This is a genomic window from Phenylobacterium sp., from assembly GCF_036264965.1.
GTDB lineage: Bacteria > Pseudomonadota > Alphaproteobacteria > Caulobacterales > Caulobacteraceae > Phenylobacterium.
This window is the reverse complement of record NZ_DATAPY010000027.1, coordinates 1-21,783: the sequence shown is the minus strand read 5'-3', so window position 1 is coordinate 21,783 and position 21,783 is coordinate 1. Positions and strand designations below refer to the sequence as shown.

Annotated in this window: 27 protein-coding genes and 2 pseudogenes; 18 read left to right on the top strand and 11 right to left on the bottom strand. The window is 69.7% G+C overall.

The window, feature by feature from the left end:
* Positions 1 to 41: 41 nt before the first annotated feature.
* A complete protein-coding gene (gene ggt, locus VHS75_RS03510) occupies positions 42 to 1,727 on the bottom strand; it encodes a gamma-glutamyltransferase (protein WP_329637217.1) in 1,686 nt (561 codons plus the stop codon).
* A gap of 110 nt (positions 1,728 to 1,837) precedes the next feature.
* Between ggt and VHS75_RS03505 the strand changes: the two genes are divergently transcribed.
* Positions 1,838 to 3,043 (top strand): CaiB/BaiF CoA-transferase family protein, encoded by a 1,206-nt coding sequence (locus tag VHS75_RS03505; protein ID WP_329637216.1) that lies wholly within the window; start codon positions 1,838 to 1,840, stop codon positions 3,041 to 3,043.
* 173 nt (positions 3,044 to 3,216) lie between these two features.
* On the opposite strand, the gene VHS75_RS03500 is transcribed toward VHS75_RS03505, so the two are convergent.
* The gene (locus tag VHS75_RS03500; protein ID WP_329637215.1) at positions 3,217 to 4,644 is read right to left on the bottom strand and encodes an HWE histidine kinase domain-containing protein; all 1,428 of its coding nucleotides are present in this window, start codon (positions 4,642 to 4,644) and stop codon (positions 3,217 to 3,219) included.
* Between the two features lie 181 nt (positions 4,645 to 4,825).
* Here VHS75_RS03500 and VHS75_RS03495 point away from each other — a divergent pair, with 181 nt between their 5' ends.
* From VHS75_RS03495 to VHS75_RS03485, 3 genes are all read left to right on the top strand, one after another.
* Positions 4,826 to 5,155, top strand: a complete 330-nt coding sequence (locus VHS75_RS03495; RefSeq protein ID WP_329637214.1) for a glycine zipper domain-containing protein — start codon at positions 4,826 to 4,828, stop codon at positions 5,153 to 5,155.
* A gap of 22 nt (positions 5,156 to 5,177) precedes the next feature.
* A complete protein-coding gene (locus VHS75_RS03490; RefSeq protein ID WP_329637213.1) occupies positions 5,178 to 5,564 on the top strand; it encodes a hypothetical protein in 387 nt (128 codons plus the stop codon).
* 88 nt (positions 5,565 to 5,652) lie between these two features.
* Positions 5,653 to 5,829: a DUF1328 domain-containing protein gene (locus VHS75_RS03485; RefSeq protein ID WP_329637212.1), complete on the top strand. Its 177-nt coding sequence runs from the start codon at positions 5,653 to 5,655 to the stop codon at positions 5,827 to 5,829.
* Between the two features lie 49 nt (positions 5,830 to 5,878).
* On the opposite strand, the gene VHS75_RS03480 is transcribed toward VHS75_RS03485, so the two are convergent.
* The 3 genes from VHS75_RS03480 to VHS75_RS03470 form a co-directional block, all read right to left on the bottom strand.
* Positions 5,879 to 6,682 (bottom strand): metallophosphoesterase, encoded by an 804-nt coding sequence (locus VHS75_RS03480; RefSeq protein ID WP_329637211.1) that lies wholly within the window; start codon positions 6,680 to 6,682, stop codon positions 5,879 to 5,881.
* 3 nt (positions 6,683 to 6,685) lie between these two features.
* The gene (locus VHS75_RS03475; protein WP_329637210.1) at positions 6,686 to 7,555 is read right to left on the bottom strand and encodes a diacylglycerol/lipid kinase family protein; all 870 of its coding nucleotides are present in this window, start codon (positions 7,553 to 7,555) and stop codon (positions 6,686 to 6,688) included.
* A gap of 123 nt (positions 7,556 to 7,678) precedes the next feature.
* Positions 7,679 to 8,077: a hypothetical protein gene (locus VHS75_RS03470; protein WP_329637209.1), complete on the bottom strand. Its 399-nt coding sequence runs from the start codon at positions 8,075 to 8,077 to the stop codon at positions 7,679 to 7,681.
* A 153-nt stretch (positions 8,078 to 8,230) separates the two neighbouring features.
* Here VHS75_RS03470 and VHS75_RS03465 point away from each other — a divergent pair, with 153 nt between their 5' ends.
* The 4 genes from VHS75_RS03465 (at position 8,231) to VHS75_RS03450 (ending at position 10,024) form a co-directional block, all read left to right on the top strand.
* On the top strand, positions 8,231 to 8,578 hold the full coding sequence (locus tag VHS75_RS03465) for a YMGG-like glycine zipper-containing protein (RefSeq protein ID WP_329637208.1): 348 nt from the start codon (positions 8,231 to 8,233) through the stop codon (positions 8,576 to 8,578).
* Between the two features lie 134 nt (positions 8,579 to 8,712).
* A complete protein-coding gene (locus VHS75_RS03460; protein ID WP_329637207.1) occupies positions 8,713 to 9,177 on the top strand; it encodes an OmpA family protein in 465 nt (154 codons plus the stop codon).
* A 365-nt stretch (positions 9,178 to 9,542) separates the two neighbouring features.
* Positions 9,543 to 9,752 carry a hypothetical protein gene (locus VHS75_RS03455; protein ID WP_329637206.1) on the top strand — a complete coding sequence of 70 codons (210 nt, stop codon included), beginning with the start codon at positions 9,543 to 9,545 and terminating at the stop codon, positions 9,750 to 9,752.
* 11 nt (positions 9,753 to 9,763) lie between these two features.
* Positions 9,764 to 10,024 carry a hypothetical protein gene (locus VHS75_RS03450; protein ID WP_329637205.1) on the top strand — a complete coding sequence of 87 codons (261 nt, stop codon included), beginning with the start codon at positions 9,764 to 9,766 and terminating at the stop codon, positions 10,022 to 10,024.
* Between the two features lie 103 nt (positions 10,025 to 10,127).
* Here VHS75_RS03450 and VHS75_RS03445 read toward each other — a convergent pair whose 3' ends face one another.
* Together VHS75_RS03445 and VHS75_RS03440 are read right to left on the bottom strand one after the other, a co-directional pair.
* Positions 10,128 to 10,301 (bottom strand): DUF1328 domain-containing protein, encoded by a 174-nt coding sequence (locus VHS75_RS03445; RefSeq protein WP_329637204.1) that lies wholly within the window; start codon positions 10,299 to 10,301, stop codon positions 10,128 to 10,130.
* A gap of 88 nt (positions 10,302 to 10,389) precedes the next feature.
* Positions 10,390 to 11,190 (bottom strand): response regulator, encoded by an 801-nt coding sequence (locus VHS75_RS03440; protein WP_329637203.1) that lies wholly within the window; start codon positions 11,188 to 11,190, stop codon positions 10,390 to 10,392.
* A 237-nt stretch (positions 11,191 to 11,427) separates the two neighbouring features.
* Here VHS75_RS03440 and VHS75_RS03435 point away from each other — a divergent pair, with 237 nt between their 5' ends.
* The 5 genes and pseudogenes from VHS75_RS03435 (at position 11,428) to VHS75_RS03415 (ending at position 14,570) form a co-directional block, all read left to right on the top strand.
* Positions 11,428 to 11,613, top strand: coding sequence for a NepR family anti-sigma factor (locus VHS75_RS03435; RefSeq protein ID WP_329637225.1), 186 nt, complete (start codon positions 11,428 to 11,430; stop codon positions 11,611 to 11,613).
* Positions 11,613 to 12,218 carry a sigma-70 family RNA polymerase sigma factor gene (locus VHS75_RS03430; protein WP_329637202.1) on the top strand — a complete coding sequence of 202 codons (606 nt, stop codon included), beginning with the start codon at positions 11,613 to 11,615 and terminating at the stop codon, positions 12,216 to 12,218. The genes VHS75_RS03435 and VHS75_RS03430 overlap by 1 nt, the downstream gene beginning before the upstream one ends.
* A 36-nt stretch (positions 12,219 to 12,254) precedes the next feature.
* A pseudogene (locus VHS75_RS03425) lies at positions 12,255 to 13,556 on the top strand (sensor histidine kinase); the annotation flags it as partial.
* Between the two features lie 27 nt (positions 13,557 to 13,583).
* Positions 13,584 to 14,390 (top strand): annotated as a pseudogene (locus tag VHS75_RS03420) (sensor histidine kinase); the annotation flags it as partial.
* A 42-nt stretch (positions 14,391 to 14,432) separates the two neighbouring features.
* Positions 14,433 to 14,570, top strand: coding sequence for an entericidin A/B family lipoprotein (locus VHS75_RS03415; protein ID WP_329637201.1), 138 nt, complete (start codon positions 14,433 to 14,435; stop codon positions 14,568 to 14,570).
* A 113-nt stretch (positions 14,571 to 14,683) separates the two neighbouring features.
* Here the strand turns inward: VHS75_RS03415 and VHS75_RS03410 are convergent, their stop codons facing one another.
* Complete coding sequence (locus VHS75_RS03410; RefSeq protein WP_329637200.1) at positions 14,684 to 15,493, bottom strand: protein-glutamate O-methyltransferase CheR; 810 nt, start codon at positions 15,491 to 15,493, stop codon at positions 14,684 to 14,686.
* Positions 15,490 to 15,855 (bottom strand): response regulator, encoded by a 366-nt coding sequence (locus VHS75_RS03405; protein WP_329637199.1) that lies wholly within the window; start codon positions 15,853 to 15,855, stop codon positions 15,490 to 15,492. The genes VHS75_RS03410 and VHS75_RS03405 overlap by 4 nt, the downstream gene beginning before the upstream one ends.
* A gap of 177 nt (positions 15,856 to 16,032) precedes the next feature.
* Between VHS75_RS03405 and VHS75_RS03400 the strand changes: the two genes are divergently transcribed.
* Genes VHS75_RS03400 through VHS75_RS03385 form a run of 4 tightly spaced genes read left to right on the top strand, consistent with a single transcriptional unit; the run spans position 16,033 to position 19,452 of the window.
* Positions 16,033 to 16,953 (top strand): hypothetical protein, encoded by a 921-nt coding sequence (locus tag VHS75_RS03400; protein ID WP_329637198.1) that lies wholly within the window; start codon positions 16,033 to 16,035, stop codon positions 16,951 to 16,953.
* A 10-nt stretch (positions 16,954 to 16,963) separates the two neighbouring features.
* Positions 16,964 to 17,941: a hypothetical protein gene (locus VHS75_RS03395; RefSeq protein WP_329637197.1), complete on the top strand. Its 978-nt coding sequence runs from the start codon at positions 16,964 to 16,966 to the stop codon at positions 17,939 to 17,941.
* 9 nt (positions 17,942 to 17,950) lie between these two features.
* A complete protein-coding gene (locus tag VHS75_RS03390) occupies positions 17,951 to 18,892 on the top strand; it encodes a hypothetical protein (RefSeq protein ID WP_329637196.1) in 942 nt (313 codons plus the stop codon).
* 44 nt (positions 18,893 to 18,936) lie between these two features.
* The gene (locus tag VHS75_RS03385) at positions 18,937 to 19,452 is read left to right on the top strand and encodes a hypothetical protein (protein ID WP_329637195.1); all 516 of its coding nucleotides are present in this window, start codon (positions 18,937 to 18,939) and stop codon (positions 19,450 to 19,452) included.
* A gap of 203 nt (positions 19,453 to 19,655) precedes the next feature.
* Here the strand turns inward: VHS75_RS03385 and chpT are convergent, their stop codons facing one another.
* Complete coding sequence (chpT, locus tag VHS75_RS03380) at positions 19,656 to 20,312, bottom strand: histidine phosphotransferase ChpT (RefSeq protein ID WP_329637194.1); 657 nt, start codon at positions 20,310 to 20,312, stop codon at positions 19,656 to 19,658.
* Between the two features lie 63 nt (positions 20,313 to 20,375).
* Between chpT and cysQ the strand changes: the two genes are divergently transcribed.
* Positions 20,376 to 21,134, top strand: coding sequence for a 3'(2'),5'-bisphosphate nucleotidase CysQ (cysQ, locus tag VHS75_RS03375; protein ID WP_329637193.1), 759 nt, complete (start codon positions 20,376 to 20,378; stop codon positions 21,132 to 21,134).
* A gap of 3 nt (positions 21,135 to 21,137) precedes the next feature.
* Here the strand turns inward: cysQ and VHS75_RS03370 are convergent, their stop codons facing one another.
* On the bottom strand, positions 21,138 to 21,371 hold the full coding sequence (locus VHS75_RS03370; RefSeq protein WP_329637192.1) for a hypothetical protein: 234 nt from the start codon (positions 21,369 to 21,371) through the stop codon (positions 21,138 to 21,140).
* Positions 21,372 to 21,783: the final 412 nt, after the last annotated feature.

Below are 21,783 nucleotides of genomic sequence, written 5' to 3'. Positions count from 1 at the left end.
GCGAGCCCGCTTACGCCTGCGCCTCGCCGAAGTGAAGTCGTTCAGCGCACCACCAGCGACACGCCGCGGGCCCGCGGGTCGGACGCGGGCTGCGGCCGGCCGCCCACAATCTCGATCGCCGCCATGTCGCCGTTGAAGTCCTGGCCGGCGATCCGGTAGCCGCGGGCCTTCACCTGAGCGGCCAGCGCGGCGGGGAACGGCGCGAAGGGCTCCGTGAAAATCGTGTTTTCCGGCAGGAGCTGGTGGTGGAAGCGCAGCGCCGCCATGGCCTGCGGCAGGGGCAGGCCGAAGTCATAGACGTCGGCCAGCACCTGGAAGACCGAGGTGAAAATGCGCGAACCGCCCGGCGTGCCGAGCACCATGGCGAGCTTGCCGTCCTTGGTCAGGATGGTCGGAGTCATCGAGGAAAGCGGCCGCTTGAAGGGCGCGATGGCGTTGGCGTCGCCGCCGACCACGCCATAGAGATTGGGCGCGCCCGGCTTCACCGAGAAATCGTCCATCTCGTCATTCAGCAGGAAGCCCGCACCCTCCACCACCACGCCGGCGCCGAAGGAGCCGTTCAGGGTGTAGGTGTTGGAGACCGCATTGCCCCAGCGGTCGACGATGGAGAAGTGCGTGGTCTGCGGCTTCTCCGGCCCGAGGCCCGGCTTCACCGCCGCCAGCGCCGAGGGTTTGACGGGATCGACCTCGCCGGCGCGGCGGGCGATGTAGGCGGGGTCGGTCAGGGCCGCGACCGGGACCTTCCAGAAATCCGGGTCGCCCAGATACTCCGCCCGGTCGGCGAACACCCGCTTTTCGATCTCCGACACCAGGTGGATGTACTGCGGGCTGTTCAGGCCGACGCCCTTGAACAGCGCCGCGTCGTCCGCCTTCATCGCCAGCATCTGCAGGAGCGCGATGCCGCCGGAGCTGGGCGGCGGGGCGGTGATCACGTGGAAGCCGCGCCACTCGCCCTCGACCGGCTTACGCCAGGCGGTCTTGTAGCCGGCGAGGTCGGCCTTGCCGATCAGGCCCCGGCCCGGCCCGCGGCCCATCTGGGCGACGATCAGGTCGGCCGTCTTGCCTTCATAGAAGCCCTTGGCGCCCTGCTTGGCGATGAGATCCAGGGTGGCGGCGAGCTCCGGCTGGCGGAAGACGCGGCCCGCGGCCATGCCGGCGAAATAGCGGTCGAAGTTGGCCTTGGCGAAGGCCCCGCGGTCGGCGTCGCGCTCCTTGATCTCGCCGGTTGGGACCGTGAAGCCCTGGCGCGCCAGGCGGATGGCCGGGGCCAGGTCCCGCGCCCAAGGGAGCTTGCCGAACCGCCGGTGCGCGTCGGCCATGCCGCGGACCGTGCCCGGCACGCCCGCCGCCAGCGGACCCACCAGGCTCGCCGCGACGATCGGCTGGCCCTTGGCGTCGAGATACATGCCGGCGCTGGCCTTGGCCGGGGCGGTCTCGCGGTAGTCGAGGAAGTAGGGCTTGCCGTCCACAAAGAGGGTCATGAACCCGCCGCCGCCCAGGCTGCCGGCCTCCGGATAGGTGACCGCCAGGACGAAGGCCGTCGCCACCGCCGCGTCCACCGCATTGCCGCCGGCCTTCAGCACCTCCTGGGCGGCCAGGGCGCCGTAGCGGTCCGGCGCGGCCACGGCGCCGGCGGAGAGCGCCCGCGGCGCGGCGGCGGCCGGCTGGACGGCCAAACCACCGGCGAGCAGCAGGGTGGCGATGAGGCTGAGGATCCGCAAAGGCATGCTCCGTGAGCGTCGGGTCGCCGAGATGGACCTGTGTTCCGCCGATTGACAAGTGCGCCCGCGCCCGGCTCTGGCTCGCGGGACCGACGACAAGCTTCCGTGGAGCGTTCATGACGGCCCCCAATCAAGGCCCGCTTTCCGACCTGGTGGTGATCGAGATGGGCTCGCTGATCGCCGGGCCCTTCGCCGGCCAGATCCTCGGCGACTTCGGGGCTGAGGTGATCAAGCTGGAGGATCCCAAGGTCGGCGATCCCATGCGCCAATGGGGCCGCAGCCTACCCAAGGGCCACTCACCCTGGTGGCCGGTGATCGGGCGCAACAAGAAGTCCGTGGGCCTGGACCTGAGGAAGCCCGAGGGCCAGGCGATCGCCCGCGAGCTGATCCGCGGCGCCGACATCGTCATCGAGAATTTCCGGCCGGGCGCGATGGAGAAGTGGGGCCTCTCCTACGAGGCGCTGTCGGCGGACAATCCGAAGCTGGTGATGGCCCGGGTCTCGGGCTTCGGCCAGACCGGGCCCTATGCGGAGCGCGCCGGCTACGGCCTGATCGGCGAGGCCATGGGTGGGCTGCGCTACGTGACGGGTGAGCCGGATCGCGCGCCGGCGCGGGCCGGCATCTCCATCGGCGACAGCCTGGCGGCCATGCATGCGGTGATGGGCATCACCATGGCGCTGCACGAACGCAGCCGGACCGGCCGCGGCCAGGTGATCGACGCGGCGCTCTACGAGAGCGTGCTGGCGGTGATGGAGAACCTGGTCACCGAATACGACCTCACCGGCTATGTGCGGGAACGCTCCGGCTCGATCCTGCCGGGCATCGCGCCGTCCAACGCCTACCCTTGCGCGGGTGGCGAGCTGATCCTGATCGGCGGCAACGGCGACACGGTCTATGCGCGCCTGACCGAGGCCATGGGACGTGCGGACCTCAAGGCCGACCCGAAGTTCGTCGACCACGCCAGCCGCGGGGTGAACCAGCACGAGCTGGACGCGATCATCGCCGACTGGACTTCGACCTTCACCCTGCCCGACCTGCTGGCCCTGCTGGAGGCCAAGGGCGTGCCGGCCAGCCGCGTGTTCCGCGCGCCGGACATGCTGGAGGACCCGCAGTTCGTGGCCCGCGAGGCCATCGTCACCACCGACCATCCGGTGTTCGGCCAAGTGCGGATGCAGAACGCCTTCCCCAAGCTGTCGCGAACGCCCGGTTCGGTCCGCTGGCCGGGCCCCGCGCTGGGCCAGCACACCGACGAGGTGCTGGGCGCGCGCGCCGGCTGCTCCGCCGGACGGCTGGCGGACCTGCGGAAGGCGGGGATCATCTGAAAGCGGAATGCGTCGGTCCGCGACCTATGCCGCGGACCGCACGAGGGAGTTCCGGTCGCTTGAATCGGGCGAAGTCCTTTAGGCCGCCGGTCCAGCCCCTGCGATAACACCGCAGGCCCCCCTGGCGGTCTGTGTATCCCTCCGCCGAAGCGGAGCCGAGGCGGCGCCTTGTCTCAGGGGTGCGACGTCTTGGCCTGCAACAGCTCGGCGACGGCCGCCGCCACCTGATGCACGTCATAGGGCTTGCGGATCACCGGGGCGTCGAAGCCGCCCGGCGCGCCGCCGGTCTCGCCGTAGCCGGTGGCGAAGACGAAGGGCACCTTGCGCCTGGCCAGCGCCTCGGCCACCGGGCTCACGGAGTGGCCGTTCAGGTTGGCGTCGAGCACGGCCGCATCGATCGGCTGGTCGAGCAAAGCCAGGGCCTCCTCCAGCTCATAGGCCGGGCCGATGATCGTGGCGCCGGCGTCGGAGAGGCCGGTCTCCAGCTCCATGGCCAGCAGCACCGCATCCTCGACGATCAGCACGCGGGCGCCGCGCAGGCTGGTCGGACCGCCGCTGAAGGCGACGACGGTCTCGGCGGCGCGGACGGCCGGGGCCTCGGGCACGGTTTCCGGGCGCGGCGCGACGGCCGCGGCGCCGGCGCGTATCCGCACCTGGACCCCGGCCGGACGATAGTCGATCGCCGCCTCGCCGTTCAGCTCGCGGCCGGTGACCTGCTCCAGCAGGGTCGAGCCGAAGCCGCGGCGGGTCGGCGGGCTGACGGTCGGGCCGCCGCTTTCGGTCCAGGTCAGTTCGAAGCCCCCGTCGGGCAGGCGCGCCCAGCGCAGACTGACCCGGCCGGTCTCCGCCGACAGCGCCCCGAACTTCACCGCATTGGCCGCCAGTTCATGCAGACCGAGCGCCAGCGCGTTGGCCGCCCGCGGCGTCAGGAACAGCTCCGGGCCCTCCCACGCCGTCTGGCCCGGCGAAAGCGCGCCCAGCTCGGCGGCGGCCAGATGGTCGATGGCGGCGCCCCGCCAGCGGGCGGCGGTCAAGAGTTCGTTGGCCGAGCCCATGGCCTTCAGCCGGCCGCTGAAGTTCGAGAGGAAGGCCTCGAGCGAGGTGGTCCGCTTGGCGGTCTGCTGGGCCAGGGCCAGGACGGTGGCCAGCGCGTTCTTCACCCGATGGTCGAGCTCGGCCAGCAGCGTCTGACGCTGATCTTCTTCCAGCTTGTGCTGGGTGATGTCCTCGACGACGCCGGTGACATTGAGCGGCCGCCCATCGGCGCCGCGCGCCAGCACGCCGGCCACCCGGAGCCAGACGGCGCGGCCATCGTCGGGCCGCAGATGGCGGAATTCGAATCTGTAGGCGCCGGCCGGGCGTTGGCTGTCCTTGTCGGCGCGGAAGGCCTCGAGGTCGTCGGGATGGATGAAGGGCTCCAGCGCCTTGACGCCCCGGGCCGGCATGGGCCCCGACGGGAGGCCGGTGATCGCCGCCATCCGCGCGCTCACCACGAAGCGGCCGGCCGCCAGGTCCCATTCGAATTCGCCGAGGCCCGCCATCTCCAGGGCCAGCTCCAGGCGGCGATGCTCCTCGCTATGGCCAAGATCACCCAGCGTCATGGTTTGAACATAGGGCGGCGCGCGGCGGATCGCGACAGGAACCGTGCGCGGAGGGCGGCGTTTCGCAGCGCTGGGGCGCCCGCCTCGCCTTTGCGGCCAAGGCGGGAACCCGCTAGGGTGTCCAACGTTCAGCTTTCCAACGCCCCGCCGCCCGCCGGGGCAAGCCTTCGGAGACGTCACCATGCCCGCGAACAGCGTCGACCATACCGCTGACGAAGCCACCGCCGCGGTGAATGCCGCCGCGGACAAGGCGACCAAGCTCTCCGCCGAAGCCCAGCGCTCCTTCGCCGAGGCGGCCAAGCGCATCGAAAAGGCCGTCTCCGAGGGCATCGAGCAACTGCGCGCCCAGACGCGCGCCTATTCCGACACGGCCGGCGAGCAGATCGACCAGGCCTCGCAGTACATGACCGAGCGGGTGCGCGAACGTCCGCTGGCCGCGACGGGCGCGGCGCTGGGCGTCGGCGTGCTGATCGGCCTCCTGCTGGCCTCGGCCTCCTCGTCGCGCCGCTAGCCGCGCAGCTGACGGCGGGGGCATGATCTTCAGGAAATTCGTCGGGCTGGTCGCCGCCTTCGCCGCCATCGCGGCGGCGGGCGCGATCTGCATGGTCGCGCTGGCGTTCGCCATCTATGCGGGCCTGCGCGATATCATCGGCCCCGCCTGGGCCGCCGCCGCCGTGGCCGGCATCGTGGCGTTCATCGCCCTGGTCATCGCCCTCGTCATCACCCGCAAGGCGCGGCCGAAACCGGTGAAGGGCGACGCCAAGAACCTCACCGCCCAACTGATCGAACTGGCCCGCGAGCGCCCGCTGGTGGCCATGGGCGCCGTCGCCGCCGCGGCGACCGTGGTGTTCAAGAACCCCCGCATCCTGACCGCGATCATCGCCGCTGCGTTCGCGCCGCGCCCGCCGCCGAAGAAGTAGCGGAGCCGTGAACGGCGGCGCGGAACGGCGCCGCCCTCCGGGCGTTCGGATGGCCGTAGCGCCATTGGGGCGCGAACGGAGGAACCCCATGCTCGGTTGGGCCCTGACTTTCCTGGTGGTCGCCCTGATCGCCGGTGTGCTTGGCTTCACGACGATCGCCGGCGCGGCGATCGGCATCGCCAAGATCGCCTTCTACGTCTTCCTGGTGCTGTTCGTGGTCTCGCTGATCATGAACTTCGTGCGCGGCCGGGGCGCAGGCCTCTGACGCGCCTTTGAGGACCCGCGCCGTTCGCTCCCAAGCGGCGGCGCGGCCTCTACGGCCTTGAGGGGCCGTCCTGGCGACGATCCAGCGACGTGGTGCGCAGCGGCTCGAAGTGCGAGCCGGTCCACCCCATCGCGGCGACCCGGATCGCCGCCTCATCGATCTCCACCACATTGAAGCTCGCCGGCGCGCCGCGTTCGCGGATCGAGAGCGTTCCAGCGCCCACCGCATAGGTGCGCCCGTCCGCGAACGGATAGGGCCAGGTGAACGGCGCATGGATATGACCGGACAGCACCAGGTCGACCCGGGCGTCGGCGAAGTCGCGGGCCGCCGCCTCGCCGCCCCAGACACGGCCGGTCATCGGCCCGCCGATCATCTCGGTCAGCGGATGGTGGCAGGCGACGATGCGCACACAGACGGGATCGGCTTCTTCGAACCAGTCGACGGCGGCCGCCACCTGGCGTTTTGAGATCTGTCCCTTCGACCAGTTGATCCTGGGCTGGGCGCCGCGCGCGGTGTTCAGGCCCCGCACCGCGAAGCCGCCGCCCAGGTGGACCTGGGCCGGGGCCGGCCCGATGGCGCGCTCATAGCGGCGGAAGGGCGTGAACACCCGCTCGCCCCAGGCCAGGTACGGCGCATCGTGATTGCCAGGGGTCACCAGTTTCGGGGCGTGCAGCCCTTTCAGCCAGGCCGCGGCGCGATCGAACTCGTCAATCTCGGCGAAGCGGGTCAGGTCGCCGGTCACCACGACCAGATCGAAGCCGCCGGCGTTGACGTGCGCCGTCGCGCCGGCGACGGCCGCGGCGTTCTCGCCGCCGAAGTGGATGTCCGAGATGTGAGCCAGGCGCACGGTCATGGCTCACAGGTCCTTGGGGATCGCCAGGATCCGCGCCACGCGGTCCACGTAGCGCACCTCGGCCAGCGTCTTCAGCTGCACGGTCTCGCCGTCGAGGATGGCGGGGATGGCGCGCGAGGCCCAGACGCGGGCCATCCGGCAGGGCACGGTCTCGACGCCCGGCGTCTCACGCCAGTCGCCGGTCACCGCGTGGAAGCCGAGGCGCAGGAGGTCCGAGACGCCATGGACATCCAGGGCGGCGGCCTCCAGGGCGTGGGCGTCGCTGCTCAGCGCCTTCGAGGTCAGCGGGCAGATGAACACCATGGCCTCGGCCTTCTGCCGCGCGGCGCCGTCGAGCATGTATCGCAGCCGGCCCTGGAAGGTGCGGCGCATGGCGCGGCGCGCGCGCATCCAGGCAAGTCTGGGTTTGCCGAAGCGGGCCGCTTCGCGTGCGGGGGCCCACAGGGCGGGCGAACCGAGGATGGCCGCCACCAGGAAGCTGTGGCCCTCCACCGAGCCGCCGCCGATCGACTGCTCATAGCCCTGTTCCAGGGCGAGCGTCAGGGCGTCCGACCAGGGACGGACGCCGTAGACCGCGTGCGGCAGCATGTTCATGGTCCCGCCCGGCAGGGGCGCGATCAGCGGCCCGTCCGGACCGCAGAGTTCGGCTGCCGCCCGCGCCGTGCCGTCGCCGGCCAGCACCACCAGCAGGTCGGGGGCCTTGTCGACCGCAGCGCGCAGGCAATCGACCAGTTCGTGCGGCTCCGGCGTCCAGACGTGATGGGAAAGGCCGAAGTCCGAGAGGATCTTCTCGACCTGCGCAGGCGCGTCCCGGCCCACGCTGCCGGAGGCGACGTTGGCCACGACCTCGACCGTCTTGATGTTCGCCCCCAAACAAGCCCCGCCTAGACCCTTTCCGGTTCAGGTGGAGTCACCTGAACCGGACGAGAAGGGTCTATCTTCAAGAGTTTAGAGCGCGCCGGACGGTGAACCGGCATCCACTTCACCTGACGCGCTCTAGTTCGGTGAACCGCCGGCCTTGGCTTTCGCAGCCTGCCCGGCGTCGCGCAAGGACTGGCCGGCCTGGTTTGTGGCGTCGCGGACCTGCGGTTCGGCCTTGCTGACCGCGGCCTGCAGGCTCTCGTCCGCCACCGTCCCACCGCGGCTGAAGGAGCCGTTGGCCGCCGCCAGGGCGATGAGCGCCACGCCGCAGATCGCCGCGACGAAGGTGAGCGTCATGAAGATCGGGTGACGCCGGCGGCTGGCGCGCTCATCGGCGCGGCCCCGCTCGTAGGCCGCGCGCACGTCGGCCTGCACCTCCTTGACGTCGATGGGCTTGAAGTCGATGGGATCGGTCGGCCGAGCCATCCGGTCGTCGGCGTCCCGGTCGTCAGTGCTGAGGCGTGCGGCTATCATCGAAGGGCTCCCGTTGAAGGTGCTATCCCACTCCCAACGGCGCGCTGCGGCGGCGGTTCCGGAAAGCCACAGAGGCCCGGCCTTGGACCTCGATCACGGAACTGGCGCAGAAGCGTGGCGTTAGCTCGCGAGGAGACGCCTGAAGGAGAGCCCATGATGCTGCTCAAACCTCTTGTCGCGCTGGCCGGCGCCGGAGCGCTGCTGTGCGCCTGCGCCGAGGATCCGCACACGACCAACACCGCCCTCGGCGGCGCGGCGATCGGCGCGGTGGCCGGCGCGGTGATCGGCAACAACGTAGGTGCGCACGATGCCGCCGGAGGCGCCCTGATCGGGGCGGCGGCCGGCGGTCTGTTGGGTGTGGCCAAGGGCTGCGCCGACCAGGGCGGCTGCGGCGCGGCGCATCCGAGCCACCGCCAATACTATGACGAGCGGGCCGGACGGTATTACTACTTCGACTCCGCCACTGGCCGGTATTTCTGGGAAGACGGCTCCCCGCGCTAGACCCTGTCTGGAGCCCTTCTTCTCCACTCAAGTTGACGCAACTTGAGTGGGAAGGACTCTAGGGCCACGCTGTCGACCAATTCGGCAAGGGCGGCCTCCGGCCGCCCTTCGTCGTTCGCATAAGGGGCTTTGACATGACGATCCGCGCGACGGTCAACGGAGCAGCGATCCTGGGGCTAGGCCTGGCGCTCGGCCTAGGCGGCTGCAACACCATGCCGACGGCCCGCAGCCGTATCGTACAGGCGCCGACCCGCTGCGCCGACCAGACGGTGCAGATCTACTTCGAGACCTTCTCGTTCGAAGTGACCAAGGAGGGCAAGGCGGTGATCGCCGCCGCCGCGCAGCAGGCCAGGCCTTGCAAGGTCACCGGCGTCGACGTCCTGGGCCTGGCCGACTCGGTCGGCGGCGCCGCCGACGGCAATCTGGAGCTTTCCAAGCGCCGTGCGGAGGCGGTGACCGCGGCGCTCTCTGCAGCCGGCCTGCCCGCCGCCGAGTTCAAGATCACTGCAATCGGCGAGAAGGGCTCGACCACCGCCGACGGCCGCAGCCGCCCGCTGCGCCGTCGCGCCGACATCGTAGTGCACCTGGCGCCGACCTAGGCTCTGGTCCGCGGGCCCAAAGGAAAGGGCGGATCCTTCGTGAGGACCCGCCCAAAGTGTGCATCATCGAGAAAAGGGGTGCGGAGACGGCAGACCGGCATGGTCGCCGGTCTCAAGTCGGGGGGGGCGTCGCCGCCTCCGCAAATTTAGAAACACGCGGCCCGGAAATGCGTTCCGCACGGGCCGAAAGTTTTTTTAACTTTTTCGGGCCCACGCGCAGATGCCTCACATATATCTGTTTTAGCTGATCTTTTTTTCGGTGACAACCAGCGCCGGAGGTCTTCGCGGAACACCGGGGCCTGGCGGACGTTTGCCAGACCGACGGGCGAGCTTGCCCGCCGACAGCCACGTGGAAGGCTTTCGCCATGCCGTCCGGCCATGCCCTTGGGCGCGGTCCGATCCTGATGAAGACGCCAAGCTGGCGTCAGCAGGCGGGACGCCGCCGTCTCGTCGTGGCGCTTGCGGTCCTCGCCCTGGCGCTCGCCAGCGGTCTGATCGGCGCCCTGATCCACCCCGTCCACGCCGTTTCCAGCCGACCGGCCACCGGCCCGTTCAGCTATATCCCGCCTGAGTAAAGGAGGCCCCAGTGGCCGACGCCTCGCGACCCGAAAACACCGGCCATACGACCGTGGCCGCCACGCCTGCCCGTCAGGGCCGTTTCGGCAAACATATGTTCTGGGTGTTGGTGGCCGGCACGCTGCTGGCCGCCATCGGCCTGTTCCTGGCCTGGACCTGGAAGGCGCCGGCCCTGTTCCGCGCCGAGGACCAGTTGGCCAAGACCCACGCTGCCACGGGGTCCGCCTACAGCGCTCCGAACCCCGCGCCGGCCACCCAGCAGAAGCCCTGAGCGAAGATCTTCCTGAAAGCGACAAAGGCCACCCATCGCTGGGCGGCCTTTTTCATATCGGCCTCTCCCAAGGCCAAGCCGAGAGAGAGGCGATCTATGGCGGCTAGACCACCGACTGGCCCCTGATGGCGCGGATGATGAAGCTCGCCACCAGCAGCACCAGGAAGACCACGAACAGCACCTTGGCGATGGTCGCCGCCAGACCGGCGAGAGCCGAGAAACCCAGGATGCCGGCGAGGACCGCCAGCACCGCGAAAACGAGCGCCCAACCGAGCATTGGCGTTTCTCCTCAGACGAAGAAGGGCGCCGCGATGGCCGCGGCGCCCCTGCTCAACGTTGCGCTTGTCGGAGCGTTCCAGCCGGCGTCAAGCCGCCTGTTTGGAAGCCTTGCGCGGGTGGAAGAACAACGCCTGGCCGATCGCCGCCTTCACCGTTTCCGGCTGGAAGGGCTTGGTGATCAGGAAGGTGGGCTCCGGGCGCTCGCCAGTCAGCAGGCGCTCGGGGAAGGCGGTGATGAAGATCACCGGCACATTGTAGCGCGCCAGGATGTCCTTCACCGCGTCGATGCCCGAGGAGCCGTCGGCCAACTGGATGTCGGCCAACACGAGGCCGGGCGTTTTGCGGGCGACGGCGTCCACCGCCTCGGTGCGGGTGGCGGCGATGTCGACCACGGTGTGGCCAAGCTCCTTGACCAACGCTTCGATGTCGGCGGCGATCACCGGCTCGTCCTCGATGATCAGGACATCGGTGGCCAGTTCCGCGTCGATCTCGACCTGGGCCTCGGCGATCAGCTGCTCGACCTCGGCGAAGTCCGAGTCGAGAATCTGGGCGGCCTCGGTCGGCGTGAAGCCTTCGAGCGCGGTCAGCAGGAACGCCTGCCGTGAGCGCGGCGCGATGCGCATCAGCCGGCGCGTCGTGTCGTCGGTCGCCTGATCGTCATCCTGGGGACCTTCCAACTGGGCGCCCGAGGAGCACCAGATGGCGTGGAACACATGGTAGAGGGCGACACGGGGCGTGAGATTGGATTCCAGCGTACGCTCACCGGCCGCCAGCGCTTCGAGCGCGACGCGGACGTAGTGGTCGCCGGTCGTCTGATCGCCGGTGAGGGCGCGGGCGTAGCGGCGGACATAGGGCAGGTGCGGCGCGAGACGTGCTAGCAAACTCAAGGGGTAACCCCTCCCGTTGATATTGAACGCGTTGGTCTCAACTCAGGCATCCGAAAGCGTTCCCTGACAGACCCCATCATGGTGCAAAAACGCAACGAAGGGGAACTTGTTCCCAAGTGAGTGGGTTTTCCGCACCTTGGGCGCCGCGGGGTGGGAACCCCAAGCGATGCGGGGCGTTTGATGGCCGATGAGGATGCTAAGAGGGGGCGGCCACCGCGAAAGCGGAACGCCGACAGTATGATCGAAAACATGCCCGCACCGGATCCACGTAAACCCTCCGCGGCCCTCGATGAAGCCCGCCTTCGCCAGCAGGCGATCGGCGTGCGCCTGCGACAGATGTTCGACGAAGTGGTCAACGAGGACGTTCCGGACGAGTTCCTCGAAATCCTGCGGCGGGCTGACAAGACCGCGGAGAACGGCTGATGTCGGACGCCCCCGCGGCCCGTCCCTCCCGCTCCGGTTCCGATGACGAAGGGTTCAAGCGCGAGCTTGTCCAGCTCATCCCGCACCTGCGCGCCTTCGCCCGCACCCTCTGCGGCGATCCAGCCGCGGCCGACGACCTGGCGCAGGACGCTATGATGAAGGCCTGGGACGCGCGCGCCTCCTTCCAGATGGGCACGAACATGAAGGCCTGGACCTTCATGATCCTGCGCAACCAGTTCTACTCCGAGAAGCGCCGTTCCTGGCGCCAGAGCCAGCTCGACCAGGAGGCCGCGGAGCGGACCCTGGTGGCGGTGGACGATCCGGAAGCGCCGGTGGCGCTGGACGAGCTGCGTCAGGGTCTGGCCATGTTGCCGGCCGAACAGCGCGAAGCGCTGATCCTGGTGGGCGCCGGCGGCTTCGCCTATGAGGAAGCGGCCGAAATCTGCAACTGCGCGGTCGGGACGGTGAAGAGCCGGGTCAGCCGGGCGCGGCGCGCGCTGCACGGCATCCTCGAGTCCGGATCCTACGACCGCGACGGCGCCTCGGCGGGCGACGCCATGCGGGCTATCCTGGCGGATGCGGAGCGGCTAAGCACCGTGCGTTGAGCACGGAACTCGCGCCTCCATGACCGGCCTTTCGCTATGAGCGGGCTTATGGGGGGTTCGCTGAGCACAATCCGGGTCCGCCTGACGGCGGCGCTGGCCGCGGCCCTGCTCCCGGTCCTGATCATCGGCGTGGCGCAGTCGGCGATCGCCTTCAACCGCGAGCGCGTGGCGTTGCGTCAGAACCTCGGCTTCGCCGCCGAGCGCAGCGCGGCCACCGCGCGCAGCCGCATGGAAGGCGCCGGCATCCTGCTGCAGACGCTGGCGCCCGGCGCTATCGGCTATCAGTGCGCCGACCGCCTGGCCGAGGTGACGCGGCGCATCCCCGGCTACGCCAACCTGGTGCGGTTCGATCGGCGCGGCCGCGTGGCCTGCGCCGCGGCCGATGTGCCGGACGATCCGCAGCGGAGCCTGAAGCCCTGGTTCCAACGGCTTCAGGGCGGCGACCAGCTGGTGATCACCCGCGATCCGGCCGCCACGGCCGGCGAGCAGCCCACGGTGCTGGCGGCGGTCCGCGCCAGCGCCCCGGACGGCGCCTTCGACGGCGCCTTCGCCGCGGCGATCGACCTGGCCAGCCTGGAGCCGTCAGTCTCCGACCCGACGCTGCCGGCCCACGCCGACGTGGCGCTGACCGACGCCGGCGGCCGCTATATCTCCGAGACCGACGGCAAGGCCTTCCCAAACCTGCCCGCCGGATGGCGCGACCAGGTGCGGCTCAACGGAGCGTTCATCTGGTACGGCGTCGACGCGCGCCGCGAGCGCCGGGTCTATGCCGCGACGCCGGTGGCCGGGGACGAAGTCTATGTGGTGCTCTCCGCCCAGTCGCCGGGGATCTTCTCCTGGGCGCGGCTGAACCCGCTGTCGGGCATCCTGTTCCCGCTGATGACCTTCGGCCTGGCGTTGGCGGCGGTGCTCCTGGTCACCGACCGGGTGGTGGTCCGCTGGATCGCCTATCTGCAGCGGATCGCCGCTCTCTACGCCCGCGGGCGGCTGTCCGTCCGGCCGGTGCAGGCCGAGCAGATGCCGCCGGAAATCCGCGAGCTGGCCGAAACGCTGGAGCAGATGGCCGACGCCATCGTCGGCCGCGACGCCTCCCTGCGCGACAACCTCGCCCAGAAGGACGCGCTGATGCGCGAGATCCATCACCGGGTGAAGAACAACCTGCAGGTCATCTCCTCGCTGCTCAACATGCAGCAGCGGGCGCTGACCGACCCGGCGGCGCGGGCGGCGATCTCCGACACCCACCAGCGGATCAGCGCATTGGCGCTGATCTACCGGGCGCTCTACCAGAGCCCGGACCTGAGGCGCGTCGACCTGCGCGAATTCCTCGAGGAGCTGGTCGGCCAGCTGGTCACCGGCGACGCCGGCCAGCGCATCGCCGCCCTCTATGCCCGCGGGCGTCTGACGGTGCGGCCGGTGCAGGCCGAGCAGATGCCGCCGGAGATCCGCGAGCTCGCCGAGACCCTGGAGGACATGGCCGACGCCATCGTCGGACGCGACGCCTCCCTGCGCGACAGCCTGGCGCAGAAGGACGCGCTGATGCGCGAGATCCACCACCGGGTGAAGAACAACCTGCAGGTCATCTCGTCCCTGCTGAACATGCAGCAGCGGGCGCTGACCGATCCGGCGGCGCGCGCGGCCATGAGCGACACGCGTCAGCGGATCACCGCGCTCGCCCTGATCTACCGCGCCCTCTACCAGGGCCCGGACCTGAAGCGGGTGGACCTGCGGCCCTTCCTGGAGGAGCTGACCGCGCAACTGGTCGCCGGCGAGATCAGCCATGGCCCGCCGGTGCGCACCGAACTGACGGTGGACGCCCTGGTCATCGACCCCGACCGCCTGGCGCCGCTGGCGCTGTTCGCCGTCGAAGCCATCACCAACGCCCAGAAGCACGCCTTCGGCGCGCGCGGCGGAGTGCTGAAGCTGGACTTCCGGGTGAACGGTGAGGAGGCGGAGCTGTCGATCTCGGACGACGGCGCGCCGGCCGAGGACGCGCTCTCCAAGTCCGGAGTCGGCCGCACCTTGATGACCGCCTTCGCCCGCCAGCTGCGCGGCCGCGCCGAAATCACGCTGAACGAGGCCGGCGGCGTGACCGCCCGGCTGTATTTCCCGACGCCGGCCGCCGACCCGACAGTGCCGGATGCAACGGCCGGCGGGAACCAAGCGGCAGCGTAGGGGTTCTTACGGGGCAAGTTTCAAAACCCTGGAGAAAGCCCAATGCGTAAGTTCGTGATTCTCGCCGTTATGGCCGCCAGCATGGCCGTGGCCGCCTGCAACACCGTCGCCGGCGCCGGCAAGGACGTTTCCGACGCCGGTCACGCCGTGACCAACACCGCCGACGACGCCAAGCACTAAGACGTCTTCGACAATTCGTTCTGAGAGCCCCGTCGCATTGCGGCGGGGTTTTCTTTTGCAGGATCGACCACGGCTCAAAAAGCCCGGGTTTCCGCTTGCGCGGAGATGAGCGGCTAGGCCGCGGCCCGCGCCGAGCCCTCGCGGCCGTAGAAGCCCGGACGTCCCGCCACGGCGTTCAAGCCTGGCGCCGCTTCGCCGGTTCCCAGCACCAGCCAGCCCCCCGGCGCGAGGGTCCGCTCCAGGGCGCCCAGTACCCGGGCGCGGGCGTCTTCCAGCAGATGGCCCAGCAGGCCGCGGCACAGCACCAGGTCGAACTGGCCCAGCCGACCCAAATCCTCCATCAGATTGACGCGCCGCCAGCGCACCATCTGCCGCACCCGCGGCGACAGCACGAAGCCATCCTCCAGCCCCTCGAAATGGGTCACGAGGCGGCGCGCCGAGAGGCCGCGCTGCACCTCGAAGGGGCTGTAGATACCGGCCTGCGCCTTCTCCAGCCGCCGCTCGCAGAGATCGGAGGCGAACACCTCGACGGTCACGCCGGCCGGGGCCTGCTCCGCGAGCGCCATGGCCAGGGAGTAGACCTCCTGGCCCGTGCCGCAGGCGGCCGACCACAGGCGGATGGTCCCGGCCGGCCGGCGCCTGGCCAGGTCCGGCAGCACCTGACCCAGGATGGCCTCGAAGGTCTGCGGCTCGCGGAAGAAGGAGGTCTCGGCCGGCGACATGGCCTCGACGGCGCGCCACGCCAGCCGGTCGTCATCGCGGTCGCGGATCGCGCAGACCAGATCGTGCACCGAGGCGAACCCCTCGCGCCGCGCCACCGGCGCCAGGCGGTTTTCCAGCAGATAAGCCTTGTCGGGATCGACCTTCAACCCGGCGCGCTCGGCGCTCAGGCGGGCGATCAGCTCGCGATCCTGCGGGGTCACAGGGCGCCGGCCAGGGCCAGTTTCGAGGCGAGGATGTCGCCGTCGAAAGGCTTCATGATGTATTCGTCGGCGCCCGCATCCAGCGCCTGGCGGACCCGGTCCAGGTCGCTCTCCACCGAGCAGAACACGACCCGCGGCGCGGCGCCGCCCGGCTCCTGGCGCAGGCGGCGCAGGAACTCCAGCCCGTCCATCACCGGCATGTTCCAGTCCAGCAGCACGATGTCCGGCATCTCGGTGCGGCACCAAGCCAGGCCCTCGGCGCCGTCGCCGGCCTCCGCCACCTCGAAGCCGAGGTCATCGAGGATCCGCCGGGCGACCTTGCGCACCACCCGGCTGTCGTCGACCACCAGGCACAGCTTCACGCGCGGCGCTTCCTTAACCATGTCGCCGTTGTCGCGCGCGGATGGTTAAGGAGGGGTGCAAGACCGCTTTTCAGTCAGGCGGCAATGCGCGGCGGAGCGCTGTTCTTTTCCAGTCGCGCTCGACTGGGCCTCGACGTATCGTTCCAGCGAACACGGTATCCGATGAGAGGCTGGGTCATGGCGGCGAAGACATGGCTGTTGGTCGGCCTGGCCGGGGTGGCGCTCAGCGCCTCGGCCCTCGCGAAGGAGACCGAGCCGGTCCCCGCCGCCAAGGCGCCGACGGTGAGCGGCGTCACCGTGCAGGCCGCGCCCAAGTCGGACCCGCTGGTCGATCCGGCCCGCGAGTTCGTCCGCCAGCGCCTGCCGGAGAGCACCTTCTCCGAGCAGTATCCCCGCTTCCGCGACGACGTCTGCGTCAAGGTGATCGGCCTGCCGGACGAATATGACGCCTTCATCGCCAAGCGCCTCGTGGAGATCGCGGCTCAGGTGCATGCGCCGGTGGCCAAGGCCGTGACCTGCCAGCCCAACGTCCACGTGATCTTCACCACCGAGCCGCAGGCCCTGCTCGCCGACATCGCCAAGCGCAAGGACATCCTGCTCGGGTTCTATTGGAATGACGCCAACCTGAAGCGCTTGGCGACGTTCAAACCGCCCGTCGGCGCCTGGTACGTCACGCGGACCCGAGATCAATTCGACGAGAGCCGGCTCGAAATGCATGACCCGTCGGACTTTCTGAACCCGCGGGTGGGCCGGGCCGGAAGCCGGCTCTCAAATGGCATGAGCACCGAGGTGGTTCACAGCCTCATCGTGGCCGACGCCGGCAAGGTGGCCGGGGAGAAGATCGAGGCGGTGGCCGACTATGTCGCCGTGCTGGCGCTGGCGCGATGGCAGAAGCTGGACCGCTGCAGTTCCATCCCGACCATCCTCAACCTCATGGCCGACGGCTGCGACCCCGAGGCCAGACCCGAGGCCGCGACGCCCGCCGACCTGGCCCTGCTGACCGGCCTCTATTCCGTCCAGGCCCGCGCGTCCGGCTCGCAGCAACGGTCCGCTATCGCCAGCGCGATCCGCAAAGCCACGGACAAAGAACAGCAGTAGGCGTCCGCGAATGGCAAAACTGAACCCGATCCTGGTGGGTGTGACCGCTGCCGCCCTGATCGCGGCGGGCGCGGCGGCGAAGCAGACTCCGCCCGTGTCCTCCAAGCCAGCGCCGCCGGAGTCGACGATCAGCGGGGTCACCGTCGAGGGCCCCGCGAAACCGAATCCGCTGGTCGACCGCACCACCGAGTTCGTCCGCCAGCGCCTGCCCACCAGCCGCTTCGAGCAATACGCCCGCTTCCACGACCCGATCTGCGTCAAGGTGATCGGCCTGCCGGGCGAATACGACGCCTTCATCGCCAAGCGGGTGGTCGCGATGGCGCGCGAGGTGAAGGCGCCGGTGGCCGAGGCGGCGACCTGTGTCCCGAACGTCAATGTGATCTTCTCGGCGACGCCGCAGACGCAACTGACGGACATCGCTAGGCGGCGGGACGTTCTGTTCGGGTTCTATTTCAAGGCGGACGCCAAGCAGACCTTCACCTTCCGCCGCCCGATCCAGTCCTGGTATCTCACGCGCGCCGTGGGCACGGACGGGCGGGATATCCTCGAACTCAACGACACGGCGCCTTGCCAGGGGACCGGCTTGCCCGGCGCTCCGCCCTGCGATCTCAAGGCGCCGCCGCTGACGGGCCGGGCCGGCAGTCGCCTGGGGAACGACATGAGCTCGGAGCTCGTGCACGCCCTGATCATCGCCGACGCCAACAAGGTCTCCGGCCAGCCCATCGGCGCGGTTGCCGACTACATCGCCGTTCTGGCGCTTTCGCGCTGGCAGGGGCTCGAACGGTGCACGGGCCTGCCGACGATCCTGAACCTGATGGCGGACGGCTGCGATGCGGAGGATCGGCCCGAGGCCGCGGCGCCCGCCGATATCGCACTGTTGACCGGCCTCTATCAGGTGAACGCGCGGGAGGCGGGCACGCTGCAGCGGGCGGAGATCGCCGATCTCATGCGCAAGGCGGCCGGCGGCGAGAGCGGCGACAAGCGATAGGAGCGAGCGATGAAGCGTTTCCTCATCCTGGCGGGCGCGGCGGCGGTGTTGATCGGCGCAGGCGCTGTCGCGGCGAAGCAAACAGAGCCGACGCCCGCCGCAAAGCCTGCACCCACGGTGAGCGGCGTCATGGTGGAGGCGGCCGGCAAAGCAAATCCGCTGGTCGATCCCACCACCCAGTTCGTGCGCGAGCATCTGCCCGAAGGCCAGTCCGAACAGATCGCCCGCTTCCGTGACGACGTATGCGTCAAGGTTGTCGGCCTGCCGGCGGAATTTGACGCCTTCGTCGCCCGGCGGGTGATCGAGGTGGCGGGCCAAGTCCATGCGCCGGTGGCCAAGGCCGCCGACTGCACCCCCAATGTGAACGTGGTCTTCACGCCCAACCCGCAGGCCCAGCTCGACGACATCGCCAGGCGCAAGGACATCCTGCTGGGCTTCCATTTCGTGGCCCAGACCAAGAAGCTGACCACCGTCGATCGGCCGGTCCAGGCCTGGTACGTGACCCGCACCCGTGACGCGACCGGCAACAGCTGGATCGAGGTCAACCATCCGGTCCCGGTCTGTATTCCCGACTGCCAAAACCCCATTCCGCAGAGCGAGCGCCCCATGGGACGCGCCGGGAGCCGCCTGGGCAACGGCATGAGCGCCGAGGTGGTCCACAGCCTGATCCTGGCCGACACCAACAAGCTGGCCGGCGAGAAGATCGAGACGGTCGCCGACTACATCGCCGTCCTGGCGCTGGCCAAGTGGCAGGGGCTGAACCGCTGCAACGCCACGCCGACAATCCTCAACCGCATGGCCGACGGCTGCAATGACCCACCGGAGGCCGCCACGCCACAGGACCTGGCCCTGCTGACCGGCCTCTATTCCGTTGAGGCTCGCGAATCCGGGGCGCAACAGCGCGCGACCATCGCCAGCGCGATCCGTAAGGCCGGCGCGGATCACCGTTAAGTCGGCCTAGCCAAGCCCTCTGAGACGATTTACATATGTAGTTTATGAGGACTGCATCCGACGCACCGTCGACCGATCCCGACCGCTTCGCCCAACCGATCCGCGTCGGCCGCCGCCGCGGCCCGATGTTCGCCCGGCTGCAGACTGCGGGCATCGTCGTGCTGCTGACCGCCATCGCCAGCATCCCGATCTCGGTCGGCGTCGGGACCTGGGCGACGCACCGGGCGAGCCTGCGCGAATGGCTGGTGAGGGGGCCGCCCTGCCCGGTCGCGGTGACGCCCTCGCCCGCCACCCGGGGCGCCAGGCCGCCGGCGCCCTTCGTCTTCCAGGGGATCGGCTTCGCTTACCAGATCGGCGATGCGTTCTGCGCCGCTGTTCCGGTCGAGAACGTCTTTTCGAAAGCCACCTTCCCGGTCTGCAACTTCGACGCGCCGGCGGCGGTCGAGGTGACGGTGGGCGGGCGCAAGATGCTGTTCGAACCGGGCGTCGGCCACTCGGCGACGGTGGCGATCCGCGACGGCAAGGTCAGCTGCGTGATCGGGGCGGGCCTGCGCGATTAAGGTCTGCAGCCCTGAGGCTTCGCGCTAGCGAAGACTCCGTTTTTGAACCACCAAGGACACCAAGTTCGCCAAGACGCCGTGCCGCCGAAACGCGGCGCTCCTCACTTCATGAGCCCCTTGGCGATCTTGGTGTCCTTGGTGGTTTAAGATCCAGGCGCCCGCTGCGCGGGCCTCTCAGGACGGTCCTCCCGAGCCAAGGCGGGTCAGGCCGGGATCGTGGCAGCCAGGGTGACCTTTTCCTCGGCGACCTCGGCCAGGACGCGGCCGCCGGCGTCGGTGACGAAGAGGTTCACGTAGCGGGCCTGCACCCAATGGCCATGCATGCCCTCGCCGGGCCCGTCGCCGGCCAGGCCGGCCAGCACCTCCGGGCGTAGACGGGCGCGTGGGCCCACGGCCTCGATGGCGATGGCGATGGACGCGGCCTCCTCGACCGCGCGCACCTTGGCCACGCCGCCGGTGGGCAGGGCCGCGCCGGCCATCTGGGCGAGGTTCAGCAGCGTGCGCGCGGCGGGCTTGTTCACCCCGAGCGGCTCAACCTGCCAGTCGAGGGTCGCGCGCATGTGGCCGAAGACGCCCTGGGCCAGCTTCTCCAGCTCGCGCGCATCGAAGGTCTCGGCCGAGGCCGAGGCGCCGAAGGCCACGCGGGTGAAGGCCAGCAGGTCCGCCAGCTTGCGCGCCGAGGTGCCGATCAGGCTCATGGCGTCGTCGCGCATGTCCTGGGCGGTCGGGTCTTCCAGCAGGTCGAGCCCGGAGACGATGGCGCTCGCCGGGCTGATGAAGTCGTGGCACATCCGCGCGGCCAGGAAGGCGGCGAGTTCGGCGGGTCGCAGGGTGGTCGTGGTCGCGGGGCTGTCGGTCATGGCGCGGACCTTGGCTTGATTTGAACCTTTGGAAAACCGCGCGCCGCTGCTTAAGAAACCCCCATGAACGACATCGGGGCCGAACTGGCCGACATTTGCGAAGCGGCCGCGGCCCTCATCCTGCCGCTCTGGCGCTCCGGCCTGGCCGTGACCCACAAGGCCGACGAGAGCCCGGTCACCGAGGCCGACCAGCGCGGCGAGGCGCTGATCCTGAAGGCCCTGGCCGAGCGGTTCCCCGACGTGCCCGTCATCTCGGAAGAGGACGCCAGCGAGTTCGGCACGCCGGACGCCATCGGGCCGCGGTTCTTCCTGGTCGACCCGCTGGACGGCACCAAGGCCTTCGTGCGCGGCGACCCGCACTTCACGGTCAATATCGGCCTGATCGAGAACGGCCGCCCGGTGGCCGGCGCGGTGAGCTGCCCGCCCTCCGGCGAGACCTGGTACACGTCGAATGGCGCGACCCTGAAGCGGCTGAAGGGCGCAGCCCCCGCGCCGGTGCGCGCGCGGGCGTGGCCCAAGGGCGCGGCCATCGCCCTGATCAGCCACACCATGAAGCCGGAGACCGCCGACAAGCTCGCCGCCGAATACGGCTTCGACCTGCGCGAGCCGATGGATTCATCGATTAAGCTCTGCCGGATCGCCGAGGGCGCGGCCGACATCTATCCGCGTCACGGCCCCACGATGGAGTGGGACACCGCGGCCGGGCATGCGGTGCTGGAAGCTGCGGGCGGCCTGCTGACGACGCCCGAGGGCAAGGCCTTCACCTATGGCAAGGCGCAGGACGGTTTCCGCAACGGCTGGTTCGTGGCGCGCGGCGCCTGAGGCCTAGACCGCCTTGGGCGGGTTCGGCGCGTCCGGGATGACCAGGACATCCGCGGGCGTCGCGCCCGGCGCCTGCGACGCTGTCGAGGCCGGCGGCGGGTTCAGGACATTGGCCGGCCCGAGGATCAGATAGCCGCCGAAGCCGGCCAGAAAGGCCAGGACCGCGAGCGCCAGCAACGGCCCAACGAAACCGAAGAGTTTGGCGGGGCGTGCGATATGGAAAGTGACAACGGTCATCGGCTCGCTCCCTGCTGGAGTCTACGGATTGTGAACACCGTCAGATGCGTTGGGTTGCTGACGGCTTAACGAATTCAGCAGGCTCCAAGAGAGACGGCGCCGCCTTGATAAATCCCAAGGTCACCATGGAACCTTCCTTGATTCAGGTGGGAAACCTGAACCGGATGGGAAAGGTTCAGCTTCAAAAAATTCCGGGCGCGTCGAGCGGGTGAACCGGGTCCCAATCCACCCGGCGCGGTCTAGTACTACAGTTGCACATATTTGCGTCTTCGATAGTGGCAGAGGGTCGCGGCCGCCTGGTGTCGTCGTCGCCATAGTGACCAGGCGATGATGTAGGGCTTCTGTGTCGGAGGGAAGATGAGCAGGCGCGCGAGCAGGTAGCGGATCTCTGGGACGCTCGGGACGAGCGCGG